The organism is Gordonia sp. w5E2 (assembly GCF_036540975.1).
GTDB lineage: Bacteria > Actinomycetota > Actinomycetes > Mycobacteriales > Mycobacteriaceae > Gordonia > Gordonia jacobaea.
Map to the genome: position 1 here is coordinate 570,084 of NZ_CP144213.1, position 20,264 is coordinate 590,347.

Here is a 20,264-nt window from a genome sequence, read left to right on the forward strand (position 1 = left end):
CGATCAGCGGGATGCCACCTAGCGCCGGTACGGCGTCAGGTGCGGACGGGCGAGCAGCGTCTCGATGCCGCGGCCACGTAGCTCGACGCCTTCGCCGATGTCCCAGTTCTTCGCCTCTTCGCTCGAGGCGAGGAACACCGCGCGGGCCGAGCCGAGCACGCGGGTCGGTTCGTCCTTGGCCAGTTCAGTGAGGCGGGCGGCCTCGTTGACCGGGTCGCCGATCACCGTGTACTCCAGCCGTTGCTCCGAGCCGATGTGGCCGGCGATGGCCTTGCCTGCGGAGACGCCGATGCCGATGTCGGTGTCGCCGAGTGTCTCGTACAACTCCTGGCGCATCTCCCGCGCCGCGGCGAGTGCCTGACCGGCGAAGTCGTCGAGGTTCAGCGGTGCGCCGAAGATCGCGAGCGCGGCGTCGCCCTGGAATTTGTTCACGAATCCGCCGTGACGTCCGACGACGGCCACCACCACCCGGAAGAACTCGTTCAGCAGGTCGACGACCTCTCGCGGTGGCCGATTCACGGCCAGCCGCGTCGAGCCGACGATGTCGACGAACAACACCCCGACGTAGCGTTCCTCGCCGCCGAGTTCTGTTCCGGTCTCGATGGCCTTGCGCGCGACATCCTCGCCGACGTACCGGCCGAACAGGTTGCGTAGCTGCTGCCGCTCGCGCAGGTCGGCGACCATGTCGTTGAAGCCTGCCTGCAGGAGCCCGAGGTCGGAGCCGTCGTAGATCTTGACGGCGGTGGTCAGGTCGCCTTCGCTCACGCGTGTCTGGGCGGCGCGGAGTTGCTTGATGGGGTCGTTGATGGCGCGTACGACGCGCACGATGGCCAGCAGACTGAACGCCAGCGATGCCAGGCACATCCACAGAATGGGGCGCAGCAGCCCGGTGGCGTCGGTCGCGATGAAGTGGATGCGTTGCAGCAAGATGAGGCCGACGATCACGACCATCGGCGCGACGACGCTGATGACCCAGAAGACGGCGATGCGTGTGGTCACGCCCGGCGCGATCGCGTCGTCGGGGTTGTTGGCCATCGCTGCGACGGTGATGGGGCGCAGCACCTTTTCGGACTGCAGGAAGCTGAGCACGCAGGTCACGAGGGCGCCGATCGCGCTGGCGACGGCAACGATGAACGCATCCTTGTGTGAGACGGTCAGGTTGACCGCGGTGAACAGCACACCGCCGATGACCCACAGACCCAGGTTGACCAGCGACAACGTCACCGGCAGACGCAGCGCTCGCTTGCGGGCCATGTCGTTGTCGAGTCGCGTTCGACGTCGGTGCCACACGAGTACCGGCAGCGACAGTTTGATACTCAGCGCGCCGCCCACGATCATCGCCAGGAGGAGATAGGCGAGGAAGATGCCCTGATTGAGTGCGGTGATGTCGTTGAACTGGAACGAATCCTGCGACGGCATACCGAAGCGAAGAAACGCGAAGGTGAACAGCGCGCCAACGAGATTTGCGCGCAACAGGTCGAGAGCGAGGATCGGCCACGGCGTGCGCGCAAGCCATTTGGCCAGGTGCAAGCCGTAAGACAGCCTGGATCGACGTTCAACCACGACCTTTACGGTATCTGGCTGCTTGCAATTGTTAAACGTTCATCCACAAGCCGGGGTGTCCGAACTGCGGATTACGCTGGTGATGTGACAAATGTCTTCGACCGGCTCACCGGGCAGCGGGCTGTGGCGCAGGAGCTGACCGACGCCGCAACGGCGGCCAGGGTCCTCGCCACGCGCCTCGACGCAGGCCCATCCACCCCCGCTGCTGACTTCGACGCCGCAGAGCTCGACGCGTCGGTCCTGGACGCTGCCGACATCGACGAGCCAGACTTCGACGAGCCAGACTTCGACGACCCGACCTTCGACGGCCCCACTCCGGCGTCCCTCGTCGTGCCGCGGGCGTCGATGACGCATGCCTGGCTGTTCACCGGTCCGCCCGGGAGTGGTCGATCGGTGGCAGCGACGTGCTTTGCGGCCGCGCTGCAGTGCCAACATCCCGACGTCGTCGGATGCGGTGAGTGTCGCGCATGCGTGACTGTCATGGCCCAGACGCACGCCGACGTCCGCCACATCGTGCCGCAGGGGCTGAGTCTTTCCGTCGACTCGATGCGCGAGATCGTGCAAGCCGCCGCGCGTCGACCGGGTACCGGTCGCTGGCAGATCGTTGTCGTCGAAGATGCCGACCGGCTGACGGAGCAGGCGGCCAACGCGCTGCTGAAGGTCGTCGAGGAGCCGCCGTCGCGCACGGTCTTTCTGCTGTGCGCGCCGTCCGTCGACCCGGAGGACATCTCCGTCACGCTCCGCTCGCGATGCAGGCATGTCCCGCTGGCAACGCCGACCGTCGCCGACATCGAACGCGTCCTCATCGACCGCGACGGACTCGACGCTGAGGCCGCGCGGTGGGCGGCGTCGGTCTGCGGCGGCCACATCGGACGTGCCCGACGCCTCGCCACCGACCCCGAGGCTCGCGAGCAACGCGACAAAGCATTGGCACTCGCACGCGCGGCCACCCGCGATTCGACGGCCTACGCGGCCGCGGAGGAATTGGTGAAGTCGGCCGACGCCGCCGCGAAGGCGATCAGCGCCGAACGAGACGAAGCCGAAACCGAGGAGATGAAGACCGCCCTCGGCGCCGGCGGCACGGGCAAGGGGACAGCCCGACCGCCCCGCGGAACGGCGGGCGCACTCAAAGAGCTTGAGAAGCGCCAGAAGTCGCGCGCCACCCGCGTCGGACGCGACACCCTCGACCGTGCACTCGTCGACCTCGCGGCTCTCTACCGCGACGCCCTCGTCGTCTCGATGGGTGCACAGGTCACTGCGATGCACCCGGACAAGGCTGCCGACATCGCTGTTCCGATGGCCGCGTATGCCTCTCCGGAGCAATTGCTCCGCTGTGTCGAAGCCGTGCTGGAATGTCGTGAAGTCCTTGACCAGAACGTGAAGCCGAAGTTCGCTGTCGACGCGATGGTTGCCACCATCGGACAGGTCATGCGCCCGAGCTGATCTCCGGGGCTGCCACTTGTCGCGCTCGGCGCCCGGAGTAACCGCCGGGTAATCACGGTGAAACACAACGCTTCTAGCGTGGCAACTCATGACATCTGCACAGGGGGCGACGTCACGCGCGTCAGAGCGGCCGCCGGGGACCGGCATCGACATCTCCGGATTGACCAAGACCTTCACCAGCCGATCGGTGCGTGGGACCAACACGGTCACCGCGCTGTCCGACGTGTCGTTGAAGACCTCGGAGGGTTCGTTCCTGTCGTTGCTCGGTCCGTCCGGATGCGGCAAGTCGACGGTGCTGCGCATCCTCGCGGGACTCGAGGAACCGACGTCGGGTACCGCGTTGATGAACGGCCAGTCGCCGACCGAACTGCAGCGAGATCACTCGCTGGGCATCGCCTTTCAAGATTCTGCCCTGTTGCCGTGGCGGACCGTCGAATCCAACATCAGGTTGCCGCTCCAGGTCGGACACATGCCCTCCGACGACGCCTTGGTGTCGGATCTGATCGAACTCGTCGGCCTCACCGGGTTCGAGAAAGCCAAGCCGGCAATGCTGTCCGGCGGTATGCGACAACGTGTTTCCATCGCGCGGGCGCTCGTCGTGCGTCCTACCGCGCTGCTGCTCGACGAGCCGTTCGGTGCACTCGACGACATGACGCGTCAGCGCCTCAACATCGAATTGCTCCGCATCTGGACCGAGAAGCCCGCCACCACACTCATGGTGACCCATGGGATCGCCGAGGCGGTCTTTCTCTCCGACGTCGTCGCTGTGATGAGTCCACGACCGGGTCGCGTCGTGGAAGTGGTGCCCATCGACCTTCCCCGCCCGCGCGTTCCCGAGATGATGCGCACGCCGGAATTCCATGCGCTGCATGACCATTTGTCCGGCTTGCTGTTCGGCGGCACGGCATCGGACGGTCCTGTGAAGTCCGCCGAGCCCGAACCCGACAGGGATGTTCCCGACACCGCAGACGCCGACGCGATCTCCGAGGCCACGAGTGGCTAGCGCCGTGGTGGAACGGACGTCGTCGGCGCGCACGGTCGCAGGCGCCGACCGGTGGGCCGCGGGACTCATCGGCATCGTCGCCGTGCTGGTGCTCTGGTCGATGGCCGGAGCGTTGGAATGGTTTCACGGGACGATTCCCACCCCCTGGGCCGTCGTGCAGACCATCGCCGACACCGGGTGGAGCTACTACGCCGAAAACTTCTCGTCCACAATCGGATTGGCGCTCCGCGGCTTCTTCTGGGGCAATCTGCTCGCGATCCTGCTTGCCTTGCTGGTGATCGTGATCCCCCCGATCGAGGGCTTGGCGACTCAACTCGCGATCATCTCCTACTGCACACCCATCATCGCCGTCGCGCCGATCATCCAGGTGGCCTTCGCGCAGGTGCAGACGATGATCATCTTCCTCGCGGCCATCTCGGTGTTCTTCACGACAATGATCGGAACGCTCAGTGGGTTGCGGTCTCCGAACAAAGCAAGCCTCGACCTGATCCGCGTGTACGGCGGTGGCCGTTGGTCGCAGTTGCGGCGCGTGCGGATCGAGGCTGCACTTCCGAACACGTTGGCCGCGATCAAGATAGCTGCACCGGCCGCGGTTCTCGGGGCCGTCCTCGGAGAGTTCCTCGCGATGCCGGACAAGGGCGCCGGCCCGGCGATGATCGTCGCGCAGCAGCGCGGCGACATCCCGCAGGTGTGGGCGATCGCGCTGATCTGTGGTGCCGTCGCGGGCGTCGGCTACGCGATCGTCGCCGTCGTCGCCCGGTTCGCAACGCGTTGGGCCGCGGGCAAGGAGGTGTTCGGATGAGCGCTCCCACAACCGATTCGACGACCGACGTGGTGGTCGCCGGTACACCGACACCATCGAACGGACAGCCAGAAAGCGTTGCTACAGGTCCGAACATCGGAGCGCTGCTCTGGCAGATCACCAAGTTCCTCGGATCACTCGTCACCTCCTTTGTGTTGATCCTGGTGATCTGGTGGCTGTTCCTGCTCGCCTTCCCCGACATCGGACCCATCATCGGACGCACCCCTGTGCAGGTGTTCCAATACCTGTTCACCGAGCCCGGCGCTGCGGACGCAAGGTCGGAGATCTTCGACAATCTCGCGATCACCCTGACCGACGCCGCGATCGGCTTCGTCGTGGGAATGACCGCGGCGCTGCTCGTGGCGGCGCTGTTCGTCGTATCACGGCCTGCCGCACAGACATTCATGCCGATAGCGATGCTGCTGCGCTCGGTGCCGTTGGTCGCGATGACACCGCTGATCACCCTCGTCGTCGGGCGGGGAATCGGGGTGGTCGCCGTGATGGGTGGCATCGTGGTGTTCTTTCCCGCGCTCGTCATGATCATGACCGGCCTGGCGAACGCGCCCACCCAGATCAACGACGTGATCGCCGTGTACGGCGGCAATCGATGGACTGCGTTGCGACGCTCCGCGATTCCCTCGGCGGTGCCCTCGTTGTTCAGTGCCGCCAAGATCTCGGTTCCCGGTGCGCTCGTCGGCGCGACCGTCGCCGAATGGCTCGGCACCAATAAGGGACTCGGTGCAACGTTGCAGCAGGCGCTGCCCGCGGCGGCATACAACGAGCTGTGGGCGTCGGTGCTCGTCATCACCGTTGCGTCGATCATCCTCTACGCGATCGTCGGCGTCGTCGAATCAATTGTCCTGGCCCAGATGGGTATGCAGCAGAACTGAGGCTGCTGATCGTGGCCAGCCCGGTCGGGTGATCCTCGCCCGATCCACCTGAAAGGAAGAACACCCAATGAGTAATTCCGTGCGTAGCGGCGGCGGACTCGATCGTCGCGCATTTCTTCGGTACTCGCTCCTTGCGGGCGGTGCTGCGGGTGCACTGGGCGTGTCCGGGGCGCTCGCGGCCTGTAGCAGTGGCAGCAGTTCGTCCGGCGGGGCGTCGTCGGACAATCCCAAGGTGCAGCTCTCATGGCAGAAGAACATCGAATTCGCCGGGGAATACTGGGCTTTGGAGAAGGGCTACTACAAGGCGGGCGGTCTCGGAACGCCCGAGCTGATCACCGGTGGTGGCGCCGGTACCGGTGTCGAGACCGGCCTGACATCGAACAAGGTGTGGATCGGTACCACCGCACCGCAGCTCACCGCGCCGGTGATCCTGCAGGGCGCCAAACTGATGACCGTCGCGGCCACCTACCAGAAGAATCCGTTCTGCATCGTGTCGTCGGCCGAAAAGCCGATCAAGACACCACAGGACATGGCGGGCAAGAAGATCGGCGTACAGGCATCCAACGAGAATGTGTTCAAGGCACTGCTCACCGCCAACGGGATGAAAGAGTCCGACGTCCAGAAGATCTCGGTGCAATACGACCCGACGCCACTCACCAAGGGCGAGGTCGACGGCTGGGTCGCCTACGTGACCAACGAGCCGATCACGTTGGCCGAAAGCGGTTTTGCCAACACCAACTTCCTCTTCGCCGACTTCGGACTCCCGCTGGTCGCCGAAACACTCGTGGTGAAGCAGGAGACCATCGACAACGAGCGCGACAAACTCAAGGCGTTCCTCAAGGCCGAGGTGCAGGGCTGGAACGACGCCGTCGCCGATCCCGCGGGTTCGGCGAAGCTCGCCGTCGAGAAGTACGGCAAGGATCTCAAGCTCAACCTCGATGAGCAGACCAAGGAAGCGACGGCCCAGAACACGCTCGTCGTGTCGGAGGACACGAAGAAGAACGGTCTGCTGACCATGACCGACGCCCTGATCGCACAGAACATCGAGGCACTCGGCAAGGCGGGCTACACCCTCAAGCCCGAGCAAATCTTCGACATGTCGCTGATCAACGAGGTTTTCAAGGAGAACCCGGACCTGATCAAGGCCTGATCTCCTTCACGACACACCCGCGGGGCGGCGAGCGCGCGACGCGTTCGCCGCCCCTGTGGGTACGAGGACCGTCAGGATCGCGCGGCGGTGAGCTCCGCCGACAGTGCTCGACGCAGCTTGGCGATCCGTCCCGGAGCGTCGACGGCCACCGCTCCGAGCAGCCGGTCGCCGTCGGAGTAGAGCACGACGCCGTCGTCCAGGCTCTCGGTGACCGTGCCCGACGGGTCGACCTCGGTGGCGCCGACGATCTGAATGCGGTGACCGTGCCACGACGACCAGGCGAACGGCACCCCTGCATATGTCTGTTGCGCGCCAACCGCATTCGCGCCCGCGACGAATCCCTGTGCGGTGGCAGAGGTCCAGTGCCCGCCGGCAGCGCCGTCGACCGAAGCGACATCGCCCGCCGCCCACACCGCGGGCACGCTGGTCGCCATCGTCGAATCGCAGATCACTGCACCCGACGTGGGATCGAGTTCGACGCTGCTCGCCGCGAGCCAGTCGGTGGCAGGCGTGGAGCCAATGCCGACCACGACGGCGTCGACCGGGACGTCGCGTCCGCAGGATGTGCGGATCGAGTCGATCCCGTTGTCGCGCGACGAGATACCTGCCAGACCGGAGTCGGACAGGAGTGTCACGCCGGCGTCCTCGTGCAGTGTTGCGAGCATGCGTCCGGCGAGCGGGCCGACGCTACGGGCGAGCGGGAACGACGACGTTCCGATCAGGGTGACGTCGATACCTCGCGCGGCAGCGGCCGATGCGATCTCCGAACCGATGAAGCCGGCACCGAACACGGCCAGACGTGTTGCGTCGCGGAGTGTTTCGCGGATTGTGACCGCGTCATCGAAGTGACGGAGCGTGTGGACGTTGTCGAATCCGTCGAGTCTGCCGATCGTGCGGGCACGATGCCCGGTGGCGAGTACGAGCGCGTGGTAGTCGATTGGGCCCGCGTCGGTGAGCAGTTTCCGGCGCGTGACGTCGATTCCCGTTGCCGTGGTGGACATTCGCAGGTCTATGTCGAGTGCTTCCCAACTCTCTGCCCGTCGCAGGGTGGGCAGTTCGGGTTGCTTGTCGGCGTCGAGCAATGCTTTGGACAACGGCGGGCGGTCGTAGGGGAGGTGCGGTTCGTCGCCGATCATGACGATGGCGCCGGTCCACCCTTCGGCGCGGGCGCCCTCGGCGGCGCGTACCCCCGACAAGGACGCACCGACGATGACGAGCGGAAGAGTGTCAGATGACATGAGTGGTGCGGACACGGCGCACCTCAGTCGAGCATCCGCAGGGCGGATACCGGGCAGGAGTCGACGGCCGCCCGCACGTAGGTCTTGTCGCTGTCAGGGACGTCGGATGTCGCTACCTCGACGATGCCGTCGTCGCCGATCTGGAAGTACTCGTTGGCCTGTGTTTCGCACATGCCGATGCCCTCGCAGGTGGGGCGGTCGACCTGGATGTGACTCATGATTCTCTCCTTCGATAGCGGGCTGGTGAACGACTATCTGTTGTCATCTTGACCGGGAGATGCGTCGCAAACATTGGTCCTAGCACCCAATCTGACGCTATCGACTGTGCAATCACACAGTCTCTGGCAGTTTGGGGTGATGACCGAGATCGCCGACTGGCTGGAGATGTTCGTCGCCGACCAGCAGAGCCCGACTGCGCTCGACGACTGGGTGTCGACCACCGTCGATGCGATCATCGCCGGTGTCGATCTGCCCGCCGACATTCGACCGGTGCTCGTTGCCGCGGTCGAGGAGCACTGGCTCGCGTTCCTCGGCGGCGTGACCGTCGACGCGGACGGGGCAACCGAACTCGTACCGGCAGCGGGAGACCTGTCGATCCAGATCGCGCGGCACCACCTCGGACTGCCGGTGCTGTTGAAGGTCTATCAGAGCGCGCAGGAGGCGTCGTGGGATTTCGCCGTCGACGTTGTCGGGCATGCGCCACAAGATCTCGATCACGAGTCGCTCCTCGTGTGGTTCTGGACCAAGGCCAACCGCTGGTTCGCCACCTCGGTCGAACTCTCCGTCGCGTTGTATCAGGACGAAGTGGAGCGGATTCGACGACGCGGCGATGCGCGACGCTACGAGTTGGTCGCCGATGTCCTCGATGGGAAAAGCGTTGGCTCGACAGAACTCTCGGCGGAGCTGGGCGGCCATCCGATCGCCGGCGTCACACAGGTCGCGGTCATCGCGCACGCGATGGACGCCGACTCCATCGAGCGGCTCGAACCGCCACTCGTCCGCCTCGCGTCGTCGATTCCCGGAGCACGGCTGGCAGTTGTGCGGCCGGGAGGCCGCGAACTGTGGGGATGGCTGGCGCTGAATGTGGCACCAAGCACTGCGGCCCAGTGGGATTCGCGTGGCGTCGATCCCGCACAGATTCGCTTTGCGATCGGAGAGGCAGCCGAGGGTATCGAGGGATTCGTCCGTTCGCATCGCGATGCTCGTGCGGCGCAACGTGTCGCGCTGTCGCCGCGTCGAAAAATCGCGCTGACCGTGTACGAGGACGTCGCCGCGCTGACTCTCCTGACCGGAGATCCCGACGCCGCAGCGCGTTTCGCGCGTGCGGTGCTGCGTGGACTCGCCGGACCGGAACTCGACGAACTGCGCGGCACCGTTCGCTACGTGTTGACCACCGCTGACAGTGCAGACCAGGTCGCGACATCACTTGGTATCCACAAGAACACGGTGCGCTACCGGATACAGCAAGCAGAACGCCTGCTCGGGCATCCCATTCGGGAGCGAGCAGGCGATCTGGTGTTGGCGCTGGACTACTTCGACGCCTTCCTCGGCTGAGGCGGGTCGCGGGGCGACTACGCGCTGGTCTCCTTCAGGGGGATGAAGTCGACCTTCTCGCGCACACCGCAGTCCGGGCAGGTCCAGTCGTCGGGGATCTCCTTCCACGCGGTACCCGCGGCGAATCCCTCGAGTTCGTTGCCGACCGCGACCTCGTAGGTGTAGCCGCAGCCGGGGCAGCGGGCCGCGGCGATGTCGTCGTTGATCGCGCCGGGCGTCGCGTCGTCGAGACGCGACTCGTCGAGCGTCCTCTCGCTGGGGATGGGGAACCTGCGGGTGAGACGGTCGAGCTTTCCGGGAGCGACGTTGGCGAGTCGGACGTCGCCGTCGAAGTGTTCGACGACGCGGTGGTCCATGACCCTGCGCCAAAGGGGTGGGAACAGTGCGAGGACGATCATTCCGGCGTAACCGGTTGGTAGTGCGGGTGATTCGCGATAGTCGCGCAGTGTCTGGTAGCGGCGAGTGGGGTTCGCATGGTGATCGCTGTGTCGCTGCAGGTGGTACAGCAGTACGTTGGTCGCGATGTTGTTGGAGTTCCACGAATGCATGGGAAGCACGCGCTCGTAGCGTCCGGCTTTGGTCTGCTGCCGCAGCATGCCGTAGTGCTCGAGGTAGTTGACGATCTCGAGTAGCGAGAAGCCGACGACAGCCTGCAGCACGAGGTAGGGCAGAATCCCGACGCCGAGCCAGATGATCAGCGCGGCCCACAGCACGACGGTCATCAGCCAGGCGTTGAGTACGTCGTTGCCGATATGGAACGGGTGAGTGTCCCTGCGGCGGTATCGCTTTGCCTCGACCTGCCATGCGCTGCGGAGCGAGCCTGACACGGTGCGGAACCAGAACCGGTAGAAGCTCTCACCGAGTCGCGACGACGCAGGGTCTTCCGGAGTGGCGACCCGCACGTGATGTCCGCGGTTGTGCTCGATGTAGAAGTGGCCGTAAAAGCTCTGTGCCAGTGCGATCTTCGACAGCCAGCGCTCGTGGCTCTCCTTCTTGTGCCCGAGCTCATGCGCGGTGTTGATCCCGATGCCGCCGATGAAACCGAGTGTCACGGCGAGCCCGATGCGATTGATGATCGGCCAGTCCGCGGTGGCGATGAGATACATCGAGAGGATGAAGCCCGCGTACTGGATCGGCAGGAACGCGAAGGTGATGTAGCGGTAGTACTTGTCGTTCTCGAGTTCCTCGATCACGTCGTCGGGCGGGTTGGTCGGGTCGAAACCGGCGACGAAGTCGATCAGCGGGACCACGCCGAGCACGATGATCGGACCGACCCACAGGAAGACACCCCACCCGGTGAGTTCATAACCACCGATGGCGATGAATGCGAACGACGGGACGATCAGACCGATCAGCCACAGATAGCGCTTGCGATCACGCCACCTTGCGGTGCTTCCTTCGGCAACGGTGCCGGTGGCCTCGAGTGCCATGATGTACCTCCTGAACACGGGCTGTATTTCTGAACTGTTGTCAGAATCCACGCGTTCTGGATCACAATCACCGTGCTTTTCACCCAATGTGCGGCGTCACGCTGTGCGATCACACAATCAGGTGGTGGACGCCAGCGCGACGTCGAGAAGCTCTCGCGCAGGTCCGCGCACGGTGATGTGCGAGGTCCACACGGCACGGAGTGGACGCACCATCGACAACCCGTCGACGTTGATGCGCACGAGGCGTCCGGCCGCGATGTCGTCGGCGATCGACAGTCGCGACAACACCGTCACCCCGTTCGACGTCAACACCGATGACCGGATCGCGGTGACCGACCGCAGTTCGATGAGTGGGTCGGCGGCGACGAGTCCGAGTTCCGAGAGCGCCTTTTCGTAGGTGATCCGTGTTCCGGAGCCGGGTTCGCGCTGGATCAGCGGCGTCGACGCCAGTTCGTCTGCCGACACCGTGCCCGTGCGTGACCACCGATGGCCGGGAGCGGCGACCACGTACAGCTCGTCGGTGGCGACGAGCGCGGCGTCGAGGTCGGCTGTCTCGCCGGGACTTTCGACGAACCCGAGGTCGGCATCACCGGACCGCACAGTCTCGATGACCTCGGCGGAATTCATGGGGCGCACCGAGATTCGTGCTCCGGTACGTGAGGTGAGCGTGGTGAGCCAGCCCGGTACCAAATACTCGGCGACGGTCATCGACGCCGCGACGACGAGCGTCGCGTGCCTGTTGCCGACCAGTGTGTCGACGCCTGCGACGAACTCGGCTGCCCGCTCGACGAGCGCGTTGGCCCACTCGAGGACCAGGCGACCGTTCTCGGTCGGTTCGACGCCCGCGGGGGAGCGTACGAAGATTTCGACGCCGAGTTCGTGCTCGACGCCACGCACGCGCGAGCTGACGGCCTGCTGGCTGAGTCCAAGGCCGCGGGCGGCGGCGCCCATGCTGCCGAGTCTGCCGACCGCGACGACGACCTCCAGCGCTGTGATGTCGGGAAGGCGGCGTGCGGGCATGGCGATGACGTTAGGCAACGCCTCGTCTGGTCACAAGCATGATCTGTGGCCTTGTAGGGTGGTCACTGCGCGGCCTGCAGTGGGGTCGTGCGGTTCGTAGGATTCCCGACCACTGACGAGGGAGCGAGATGTCGGACTTCATCAAGAAGATCAAAGACGACGCGAAGGCCGTCGGTGCCGCCATCGACAACGAGCTGACCGTGCTCGAAGGCGTTCCCGGCTACGACCCGCTGGCCGACGACGATTCCGCGGGCGACGAGAGCGCCGGGGACGAGAGCGCGGCCGACACGCCTGAGGCTGAGCCGAAGAATTCCTAGGGTCTCGGACCTCACGCCAACGCGGCGCTCGACTCTCGACGCCGCTGCGGGTCGGGGTACGGCACGGCGTCGAGCAGTGCGCGCGTGTACTCGTCGCGCGGCCGGGTCAGCACGTCTCGCGCAGACCCGTGTTCGACGACCCGCCCGTTGCGCAGCACGTACACGCGGTCGGACACCTGCTCGACGACGGCGAGGTCGTGGCTGATGAACAGCGCCGCGAAGCCCAGCTCGTGCTGTAGTTCTGCGAACAGTTCGAGCACGCGTGCCTGCACCGACACGTCGAGCGCGCTGGTCGGCTCGTCCGCGATGAGGAGCTTGGGCCGCACCGACAGCGCCCGCGCCAGCGCGACACGCTGACGCTGACCGCCGGAGAGTTCGTGCGGAAGTCGGTCGGCGAACGAGCGAGGCAGATGCACCGCGTCGAGCAACTCCTCGACGCGGGTCGATTGCTCTGCGCGCGTTCCGATGTGCTGGATGTCGAGCGGTTCGCGAATCGACTCGGCGACGGTGAAGCGCGGGTCGAGCGACGCCGTCGGGTCCTGCGGCACGAACGCGATGGTGTGGCGCAGCGAGCGCAACTGTGCGCGGTCGACGGCGTCGAGGTCGTGTCCGTCGACCAGGATCTTGCCACCACTGAGGTGGGTGAGCCCGCCGATAGACCGGCCGAGAGTCGTCTTCCCCGAGCCGGATTCGCCAACAACCCCGACAACCTCGCCGGGATCGACGTGCAGCGAGACGTCGTCGAGTGCGACGACGGGCTTGCGTCCGAAACCACCGCGATGCGCCGCGGTGACATGCTCGACGGCCACGATGGGAACGGGTGCCCCAGTATCGGCAGCGTCGGCGGTGTCGGAATCTGATGCCGCCCCGGCACTCTCGTCGTCCGTGGAGTCGACGGTCGGCAGCTTCGGGACCGCGGCGAGAAGTTGACGGGTGTACGGCTGTGTTGGCCGAGCGAAGATGTCGAAGACCGTTCCGCGTTCGACGACCTCGCCGAGCTGGACGACGACGACGCGGTCGGCGATGTCGGCCACGACGCCGAGATTGTGTGTGATGAGTAGGATTCCGGCGTCGATCCTGCCGCGCAGACGCAGCAGCAGGTCGAGGATCTCACGTTGCACCGAGACGTCGAGCGCCGTCGTCGGCTCGTCGGCGAGGAGTAGTGCCGGGTCGTTCGCGAGTGCGAGGGCGATCACCACGCGCTGCTTCTGACCGCCGGAGAGTTGGTGGGGGTAGTAGTCGACGCGCTGCTCGGGGTCGGGGATCTCGACGAGCGACAGCAGTTCGACGGCGCGGCGTCGAGCGTCGCGTCGTGAGATCGATTGATGTGTCCGCAGCGCCTGGCGCAGTTGCCATCCCACGGTCTGGGCGGGGTTGAGTGCGGTCTGCGGCTCTTGGAAGATCATGGCGACACCGGTGCCGCGGATCGCGTTGAGGTCGCGTTCGGAGGCGTTCAACACCTCGACGCCGTCGACCTTGACCGAGCCGGTCGCGACCGCGTGCTCGGGGAGCAGGCCTATCGCCGCGCGGGCGGTCATCGTCTTGCCGGAGCCGGATTCGCCTACCAGGGCGACGATCTCGCGCCGATTGACGCGCAGGCTGATGTCGGAGACGGCCGGACGCGGGTAGTCGAAGGTGACTCGAAGGGAGTCGACCTCCAGTGCGGGTGTGGGATCGACTGCTGTGTGGTCGTTGTCTGCAGCGTTGGTCATCTCACTGCCTCCTGCTGCGCGAAATGGATTGGGAAATCAGGTAGAAACCGAGGACGAGTGCTGTGATCACGATGAGCGGCGCCACCGAGAACCACGGATTGGTCTCGAGGTAGCTGTTTCCCGACGACAGAATGCCGCCGAGGGACGGCGTCGGGGGAGTCACACCGATACCGAGGAAGCTCAGTGCCCCTTCGACGAAGACGGCGAGTGATAGCGACAGCGCGAACTGGACCCCGAGTGACTCGATCGAATTGGGCAGTACGTGGCGGCGTAGGACGTAGCTGTTGCGGGCGCCGCTCACACGCGCCGCCTCGACGTAGGGCAGTTCTCTGACGCGCAGTACCGATGTGCGGGCGAGTCGGCCGAAGATGGGAATCTCCGCGAGCACGATGACGATTCCGATTGTGGTTGCGCCAGGAGACAATACGGCGGTCAGGGCGATACCGAGGACGAGCGCGGGAAAGGCGAGGATGACGTCAAAGGTGCGCTGTGCGATGACATCCGAGATCGGGTGGGAGACGGTGAGGACACCGATCGCGGTACCGAGAAGGGCGCCGATCGGTACCGCGATGAAGATGATCAGCAGATCCACCCGGATGCCGTAGAGCACCCGTGTCGCGACGTCGCGGTTGAGGTCGTCGGTGCCGAACCAGTGGTCGGCGCCGGGCGGCAACAGGTATGCGCCGTCGATCTGCTGGTCCGGTCCGTACGACGTCAGTAGCGGTGCGAGCAGGGCGAGCGCCGCGATGCCGAGCACCAGAACGCTTCCGACGAGGCCGCTCCCGGTGAGGAGACTGCGCCACAACGGCGTTCGGATTCGACGCCGCTCCTTGTCGGTGGGCGACTCCGGGATCAGACCCGGTTCGATATCTACGGCGGAGGCCCCGGTCGCGGACGTCGAGCCGGACGAGGTGGTCAGTGAGGTCGACATCAGTTACCTGCCAATCGGATTCGGGGATCGAGCCACGCATGCAGCACGTCGGCGAGCAGTTGGAGCACGACGAACACCGCGACCGACAGCAGCACGAGTACCTGCACGAGCGGATAGTCGCGGGCGAAGATGCCCTGCTCGGTCAGGAGTCCGAGCCCGGGCCAACCGAAGATGGCCTCGACCAGGATCGCCCCGCCGAGAAGGCCTCCGGTGACCAGCCCGAGTGCGGTCAGACTCGGTGGTAGCGCATTGCGTAGCGCGCTGTGAATGACGATGTCTCGCTTCGACACTCCGAGTGCTCGGGCCGTCGTCGCATACGGTTGCCGGAGTTCGGTGCGCAGCGCCTCGGTCAGGAAGCGGGCGAGTGTGGCGCCTGCCGGGAGCGCCAGGGCGACAGCGGGTAGCAGGAGGTACTGCGCGGTGATGCCTGGTTGGCTGAAGAGTCCGTCCGGCGGTGTGCCGCCTGCGGGGAGAAGTCGGAATTTGACGCCGAACACCAAGATCAACAGTGTGCTGACAACGAAGGTCGGAACCGCGATCGCTACCGCATTCACGCCGGTGACAAGGGAATTCACGAAGCGGTTGTCGTAAATCGTTGCCGACAAGCTCAACGCCAGTGCCAGGAGAACGGCCAGGATCAGTGCGGTGACGGTGAGCAGAATGGTGTGAACCAGTCCGAACGAGACGAGCGAACTGATCTCGCCACCGACCTGGTAGCTCTTGCCGAGATCGAACGTGAAGATGCCTGCGATCCAGGTGGCGTATTGGGCGATGAAGCCGCGATCAAGGCCGAGGTCGTGCCGGATCGCCGCCAACTGCTCGGGAGTGGCGTCGGGACCCGCGAGCGCTGATTCCGGTCCACCCGGGATCAATCGGACGATCGCGAAGATCAGCACGGAGGCCACGAACAGCACCAGGATCGCCGTCGGTATGCGGCGCAACAGATATCCGGTCATCAGGAGTTCCGTCCTTGCGTGTTGAGGTAGGTCTCGCCGAGGTGCAGTTGGGCACGCCTGTCCCAATCGACGTTTCCGACGGCGGGCGACGCCGCGGATTGTTGGAACACCACACCGATCTCGACGAGGAACAGATCGTTCAACCAGATGTCGTCGAGCTGCCGATATGCGGCCAGCGCCGCGGGCGACGTCGGATCGGGAGCATTCCAGGCCGCGTTGGCGGCCTTCGCGTAGTCGGGGTTGACGTAGTTGGAGGAGTTCTTCGCCGCGTTGAACGGGTACGCGGAGACGGCGAGCGTCGACGGCGTGAACTGTGCAAAGGCGTGCTGCAGCAACCAGATTCCGTCGAACTTGCCGCCGATCAGCTTTGACGACTGCACGGTGTTGTCGTTGGGGCGCAGCTCCACCGGGATGCCGACATCCTTGAGGTTCGACTGCACGATCTGCGCCACCACCCGGTCAACTCCCTGGGTGGAGTAGTCGAGAGTGATCGGTGCAACCTGCCCGTGCTCGGCGACGAGCTGGCGGGCACGGTTTACATCGCGTGTGTACGTCGTGTTCTTCGACGCGTCGTATGCGGGAGACCACTTGGGCCAGGGCAGGTTGACGACGTAGCCGCTCTTGCGGAAGACGTCGTTGATGATGCGTTCGCGGTCGATGGCGAAGGCGATCGCCTTGCGCAGGCGGACGTCCGCGAGCGCAGGGTTGGCCACGTTGATTCCCACGTACTCCTGCTGTTCGGCGCCGGTGTAGGTGATGCTGTTGAATCCGTATCTGCGCGTGGCCAATTCCTGGTCGTGATTGTTAAGTCCGTAGGCGAGGTCGATCTGGCCCGTGCGTAACCGGGTGTAGAGCGCCTGCTGGTCGGTGATGATGTTGAGGTCGATGGCGTCGAGATTGGCTCGGGGACCCCAGTAGGAGTCGTTGCGCACCAGGCGAACATCCGAGTTCGGCTGCCACGACGAGAAGCGGAACGGTCCCGTTCCGTTGAACACCTTGCCCGCACGCAGCCCGTCGAGGGTGTTGCCGTCGATGATCGGTGCAGAGTCGAGCAGGTCGAAGACGTTGCTGAGCGGGTGGTCGAAGGTCAGCACCACGCGGTGCGGATTGCTGGTGTCATATCCGGTGATCGCGGCGGCGGTCCGCTTGAACTGCGGTGTCCACGGCCCGGCGGTGTACGCCTTCAGTGAGCTCTCGACGTCGGCGGAGGTGAATGCCCGACCGTCGTGGTAGCGCACGTCGTCGCGCAGATCGAGCGCGAGGGAGCGGCCGTCCGGGGCGAGTTGCCAGCGTGTGGCCAGCGACGGCTGGACGGTGAGATCGTCGCGCGAGTAGCGGATCAGGGTGTCGAAGACGTTCGACACCACGTGGCCGTTCATGCTGCCGGTGCCGATCTGCAAGAAGGTCTTCGGGCTCAGGTCGTTGAGCACGCCGACGCGCAGCGTGCCGCCCTGTGGCGGCTTGTGACCCGGCGGCAGGGCGGTCGCTGTCGAGTTCTGCTGCTGTGAGACAGCGGAGGTGCACGCGGTTGCCGTGGCCATCGTCAGCAGTGCGACGAGCGCGAGCAGTGCGGCTCGTGTGCGAGTGGGCATGGTCTTCGGATTCTCTTCCGTCCGATGGGCTGGGGAATGGGGGCTGGGGTTGGGGGCGTGGTCGGTCATGCGGCAGAAGCCGATCCGGACATCGACCACCCGACGCACGGCCGCGGGTTGGTGTACGTCGTCGAATACGAGCAACTGTGAGGGCATACGGGTGGCGACTTCAAGCTCACGGCGCCTTTCTCGGCAGCGTCGGAGAAAGGGTTGACAGACCGACCCACCGTGCGAATGGTGTGTGATGCGTAACCGCGGACAGCGGCGGTCGCACGATCTTCGAGGAGTGACGATGGCAGACGGCAACAGCGAAATACCTGACTACGCACGAGGTTACGAAGGCTTCGAGGGTCGGGTCGGACGCACGTCGTCGCAGTCGACACCCTGGTGGAAGCCCGAACCGAGTGCGCCGGCGGGTGCTCCGAACATCGTCGTCGTGCTCATCGACGACATGGGCTACTCCGACATCTCGCCGTTCGGCGCGGAGATCGATACCCCCAACATCGCAGCGCTCGCAGAGCGTGGATTCCGACTGTCGAACTACCACACGACGCCGGTCTGTTCACCCGCTCGGGCCGCTCTGCTGACGGGACTCAACCCGCATCGTGCCGGCTACGGCAGTGTGGCGAACTCCGATCCGGGCTTCCCCGGTCTACGTCTCGAACTCGCCGACGACGTGCTCTCCCTTCCGGAGATACTGCGCGCCAACGGCTATGCCACGTACGCGGTCGGTAAGTGGCACCTCGCCCGCGACGCCAACATGAGTCCCGGTCGTACACGCGACTCGTGGCCGCTGCAGCGCGGGTTCGACTCCTATTACGGCTCACTCGAAGGGCTGAATTCGTTCTTCTACCCCAACCAGCTCATCGCCGACAATTCAGTCGTCGACGTCGACGAGTACCCCGATGACTACTACGTCACCGACGACCTCACCGATCGTGCTGTCGCGCAGATCAAGTCGCTGCGGGCACACGATGCCGACAAACCCTTCTTCCTCTACTTCGCGCACATCGCGATGCATGGTCCGCATCAGGTCAAGGAGTCCGACCTCGAGAAGTACCGCGGAAAGTACGCGGACGGGTGGGATGCTGTGCGCCAGAGACGATTCGAACGACAGGTCGCGGAAGGCCTCTTCGACGAGGGCACCCCGATCGCCGAGCGCAACACCGAGCCCGGCTACGACGCGCCACCCTGGGACGAACTCGATGTTGCCGAGCAGGAGCGCTTCGCGAAGTACCAGGAAGTGTATGCGGCCATGGTCGATTCGGTCGATCAGAGCGTCGGGCGTATCGTCGACACCCTGACCGAGCTCGGCGAACTCGACAACACGATCATCGTGTTCACGTCAGACAACGGCGGTACCGCCGAAGGCGGTCCGGTCGGAACCCGTTCGTACTTCAGCCAATTCGTGCACGGCCCGGTGCCGTCGGACTGGGAGCGCGACGTTCCCCACGACGAGGACCTGATCGGTAGTGCGGCTCTCGGGGTGCACTATCCGCGTGGGTGGGGCCAGGCGTCGAACACGCCCTTCCGCTTCTACAAGGGGCAGACCTTTGCCGGAGGTGTGCGGGTGCCGTTCGTGCTGTCGTGGCCAGACGGTCTGCCGCGTGACGCGGACGACAGCGGTGTTCGCCGACAGTATGCCTACGTGACAGATCTGGTGCCGACGCTGCTCGAGTTGGCGGGCGTCGAGGCACCGACCGAGCGGCACGGCAAACCCGCGCAATCGCGCGACGGTGTCAGTGCCGCAGGGTTTCTGCGCGATGGAGCGTCGAACTCGGATCACACCGAGCAGTACGCCGAGTTCGGCGGACACCGCGGGTTCTATCGGGAAGGCTGGAAGCTGCTGTCACTGCACCGGGATCCCGATCGCGTCGACGACCCGGAGTGGGAACTCTACGACGTGACAACCGATCCCGCGGAGACGCACGACGTCGCCGCGGAGCATCCGGACGTCGTTGCCGAGCTGGCGCGCGCGTGGGACGAAGCGGCATGGCGCAATACTGTGTTCCCGCTGTACGATTCGCCGGCCGATCAGGGGCGTCGACGACCCGACGAAGAACGCTACAGCGACCCGGTGCGCATCCTCGCCGGCACACCGACACTCGAGCGGTACCGGTCGAGCAAGCTCATCGCATACCGAGACTTCGACATCGAGATCGAACTGCGCGACTGGACACGTGCCGACGAAGGTGTGCTGGTCGCACACGGCGATCCCCAGGGCGGCTATCTGCTCTGCATCGAAGACGGCACAGCACATTTCGTGTTCAACAGCTACGGCCGTATTGCGCGCGTATCCGGTGAGCTACCCGACGGTGTCGACACACTGGTACTCCGTGCCGTCGCGACGCCCCAGGTGCGGTGGGACTTCGTACTCGAGGCGTCGAGTGGCGGGCAGGTCGAGGTAATCGCCAAGTTGGACAACCAGTTCCAGCTCGTCGGCATGGCCCCGTGGACGGGAATCTCCGTCGGGCTCGACGCGCGCGGTCCCGTCGATCTGGAGCTGCGGGAGCGGCGCGGCGTGTTCCGCTTCGGCAGCGCACTACGCGCGGTGACGTACCAGCCAGGCGCCGTGCGGGTTCCGGCCGCTATCCGCCGCGAGATCGACGAGAGCGCCGAATATCACGCCGACTGAGTATCGCGGCGACGCAAGGTTGTAATCG

Annotated in this window: 17 protein-coding genes; 8 read left to right on the forward strand and 9 right to left on the reverse strand. The window is 65.2% G+C overall.

The genetic code is table 11. The features are described from left to right. Positions 1-18: 18 nt before the first annotated feature. On the reverse strand, positions 19-1,563 hold the full coding sequence (locus RND64_RS02455) for an adenylate/guanylate cyclase domain-containing protein (RefSeq protein WP_049700592.1): 1,545 nt from the start codon (positions 1,561-1,563) through the stop codon (positions 19-21). Positions 1,564-1,647: 84 nt separating this feature from the next. On the opposite strand from RND64_RS02455, the gene RND64_RS02460 reads away from it, so the two are divergent. From RND64_RS02460 to RND64_RS02480, 5 genes are all read left to right on the forward strand, one after another. Further along, positions 1,648-3,006, forward strand: a complete 1,359-nt coding sequence (locus tag RND64_RS02460) for a DNA polymerase III subunit delta' (RefSeq protein ID WP_049700593.1) — start codon at positions 1,648-1,650, stop codon at positions 3,004-3,006. 88 nt (positions 3,007-3,094) lie between these two features. Continuing rightward, positions 3,095-4,009, forward strand: a complete 915-nt coding sequence (locus RND64_RS02465) for an ABC transporter ATP-binding protein (RefSeq protein WP_049700594.1) — start codon at positions 3,095-3,097, stop codon at positions 4,007-4,009. After that, on the forward strand, positions 4,002-4,811 hold the full coding sequence (locus RND64_RS02470; RefSeq protein ID WP_049700595.1) for an ABC transporter permease: 810 nt from the start codon (positions 4,002-4,004) through the stop codon (positions 4,809-4,811). The genes RND64_RS02465 and RND64_RS02470 overlap by 8 nt, the downstream gene beginning before the upstream one ends. Continuing rightward, complete coding sequence (locus tag RND64_RS02475) at positions 4,808-5,701, forward strand: ABC transporter permease (protein WP_197494536.1); 894 nt, start codon at positions 4,808-4,810, stop codon at positions 5,699-5,701. Before RND64_RS02470 ends, RND64_RS02475 begins: the two co-directional genes overlap by 4 nt. A gap of 67 nt (positions 5,702-5,768) precedes the next feature. Then, the gene (locus RND64_RS02480) at positions 5,769-6,851 is read left to right on the forward strand and encodes an ABC transporter substrate-binding protein (protein WP_049700596.1); all 1,083 of its coding nucleotides are present in this window, start codon (positions 5,769-5,771) and stop codon (positions 6,849-6,851) included. A 71-nt stretch (positions 6,852-6,922) separates the two neighbouring features. Here the strand turns inward: RND64_RS02480 and RND64_RS02485 are convergent, their stop codons facing one another. Both RND64_RS02485 and RND64_RS02490 read right to left on the reverse strand, forming a co-directional pair. Then, positions 6,923-8,089: an NAD(P)/FAD-dependent oxidoreductase gene (locus tag RND64_RS02485; RefSeq protein WP_049700597.1), complete on the reverse strand. Its 1,167-nt coding sequence runs from the start codon at positions 8,087-8,089 to the stop codon at positions 6,923-6,925. Positions 8,090-8,112: 23 nt separating this feature from the next. Beyond that, complete coding sequence (locus tag RND64_RS02490) at positions 8,113-8,307, reverse strand: ferredoxin (protein ID WP_049700598.1); 195 nt, start codon at positions 8,305-8,307, stop codon at positions 8,113-8,115. A 139-nt stretch (positions 8,308-8,446) separates the two neighbouring features. Between RND64_RS02490 and RND64_RS02495 the strand changes: the two genes are divergently transcribed. After that, positions 8,447-9,643: a PucR family transcriptional regulator gene (locus RND64_RS02495; protein ID WP_049700599.1), complete on the forward strand. Its 1,197-nt coding sequence runs from the start codon at positions 8,447-8,449 to the stop codon at positions 9,641-9,643. 17 nt (positions 9,644-9,660) lie between these two features. On the opposite strand, the gene RND64_RS02500 is transcribed toward RND64_RS02495, so the two are convergent. Next, a complete protein-coding gene (locus RND64_RS02500; RefSeq protein ID WP_049700647.1) occupies positions 9,661-11,073 on the reverse strand; it encodes a fatty acid desaturase in 1,413 nt (470 codons plus the stop codon). A 117-nt stretch (positions 11,074-11,190) separates the two neighbouring features. After that, positions 11,191-12,093, reverse strand: a complete 903-nt coding sequence (locus RND64_RS02505) for a LysR family transcriptional regulator (protein WP_049700600.1) — start codon at positions 12,091-12,093, stop codon at positions 11,191-11,193. 128 nt (positions 12,094-12,221) lie between these two features. On the opposite strand from RND64_RS02505, the gene RND64_RS02510 reads away from it, so the two are divergent. Further along, positions 12,222-12,410 (forward strand): hypothetical protein, encoded by a 189-nt coding sequence (locus RND64_RS02510; protein ID WP_049700601.1) that lies wholly within the window; start codon positions 12,222-12,224, stop codon positions 12,408-12,410. A gap of 11 nt (positions 12,411-12,421) precedes the next feature. On the opposite strand, the gene RND64_RS02515 is transcribed toward RND64_RS02510, so the two are convergent. Genes RND64_RS02515 through RND64_RS02530 form a run of 4 tightly spaced genes read right to left on the reverse strand, consistent with a single transcriptional unit; the run spans position 12,422 to position 17,601 of the window. After that, a complete protein-coding gene (locus RND64_RS02515; RefSeq protein WP_049700602.1) occupies positions 12,422-14,122 on the reverse strand; it encodes a dipeptide ABC transporter ATP-binding protein in 1,701 nt (566 codons plus the stop codon). Between the two features lies 1 nt (position 14,123). Continuing rightward, positions 14,124-15,053, reverse strand: a complete 930-nt coding sequence (locus RND64_RS02520) for an ABC transporter permease (RefSeq protein ID WP_049700603.1) — start codon at positions 15,051-15,053, stop codon at positions 14,124-14,126. Continuing rightward, entirely contained in the window at positions 15,053-16,009 is a 957-nt protein-coding gene (locus tag RND64_RS02525; protein ID WP_049700604.1) for an ABC transporter permease, read from the reverse strand. Before RND64_RS02525 ends, RND64_RS02520 begins: the two co-directional genes overlap by 1 nt. Next, entirely contained in the window at positions 16,009-17,601 is a 1,593-nt protein-coding gene (locus RND64_RS02530) for an ABC transporter substrate-binding protein (RefSeq protein WP_049700605.1), read from the reverse strand. Before RND64_RS02530 ends, RND64_RS02525 begins: the two co-directional genes overlap by 1 nt. Positions 17,602-17,893: 292 nt before the next feature. On the opposite strand from RND64_RS02530, the gene RND64_RS02535 reads away from it, so the two are divergent. After that, positions 17,894-20,236, forward strand: coding sequence for a sulfatase-like hydrolase/transferase (locus tag RND64_RS02535; RefSeq protein WP_049700648.1), 2,343 nt, complete (start codon positions 17,894-17,896; stop codon positions 20,234-20,236). Positions 20,237-20,264 lie beyond the last annotated feature (28 nt).

Bases quoted from the DNA above. Each gene is read 5' to 3' on its own strand.
- RND64_RS02465 (WP_049700594.1), top strand. From the start codon at position 3,095: ATGACATCTGCACAGGGGGCGACGTCACGCGCGTCAGAGCGGCCGCCG.
- RND64_RS02475 (WP_197494536.1), top strand. From the start codon at position 4,808: ATGAGCGCTCCCACAACCGATTCGACGACCGACGTGGTGGTCGCCGGT.
- RND64_RS02480 (WP_049700596.1), top strand. From the start codon at position 5,769: ATGAGTAATTCCGTGCGTAGCGGCGGCGGACTCGATCGTCGCGCATTT.
- RND64_RS02485 (WP_049700597.1), bottom strand. From the start codon at position 8,089: ATGTCATCTGACACTCTTCCGCTCGTCATCGTCGGTGCGTCCTTGTCG.
- RND64_RS02490 (WP_049700598.1), bottom strand. From the start codon at position 8,307: ATGAGTCACATCCAGGTCGACCGCCCCACCTGCGAGGGCATCGGCATG.
- RND64_RS02495 (WP_049700599.1), top strand. From the start codon at position 8,447: ATGACCGAGATCGCCGACTGGCTGGAGATGTTCGTCGCCGACCAGCAG.
- RND64_RS02500 (WP_049700647.1), bottom strand. From the start codon at position 11,073: ATGGCACTCGAGGCCACCGGCACCGTTGCCGAAGGAAGCACCGCAAGG.
- RND64_RS02505 (WP_049700600.1), bottom strand. From the start codon at position 12,093: ATGCCCGCACGCCGCCTTCCCGACATCACAGCGCTGGAGGTCGTCGTC.
- RND64_RS02510 (WP_049700601.1), top strand. From the start codon at position 12,222: ATGTCGGACTTCATCAAGAAGATCAAAGACGACGCGAAGGCCGTCGGT.
- RND64_RS02515 (WP_049700602.1), bottom strand. From the start codon at position 14,122: ATGACCAACGCTGCAGACAACGACCACACAGCAGTCGATCCCACACCC.
- RND64_RS02520 (WP_049700603.1), bottom strand. From the start codon at position 15,053: ATGTCGACCTCACTGACCACCTCGTCCGGCTCGACGTCCGCGACCGGG.
- RND64_RS02525 (WP_049700604.1), bottom strand. From the start codon at position 16,009: ATGACCGGATATCTGTTGCGCCGCATACCGACGGCGATCCTGGTGCTG.
- RND64_RS02530 (WP_049700605.1), bottom strand. From the start codon at position 17,601: ATGCCCACTCGCACACGAGCCGCACTGCTCGCGCTCGTCGCACTGCTG.
- RND64_RS02535 (WP_049700648.1), top strand. From the start codon at position 17,894: ATGGCAGACGGCAACAGCGAAATACCTGACTACGCACGAGGTTACGAA.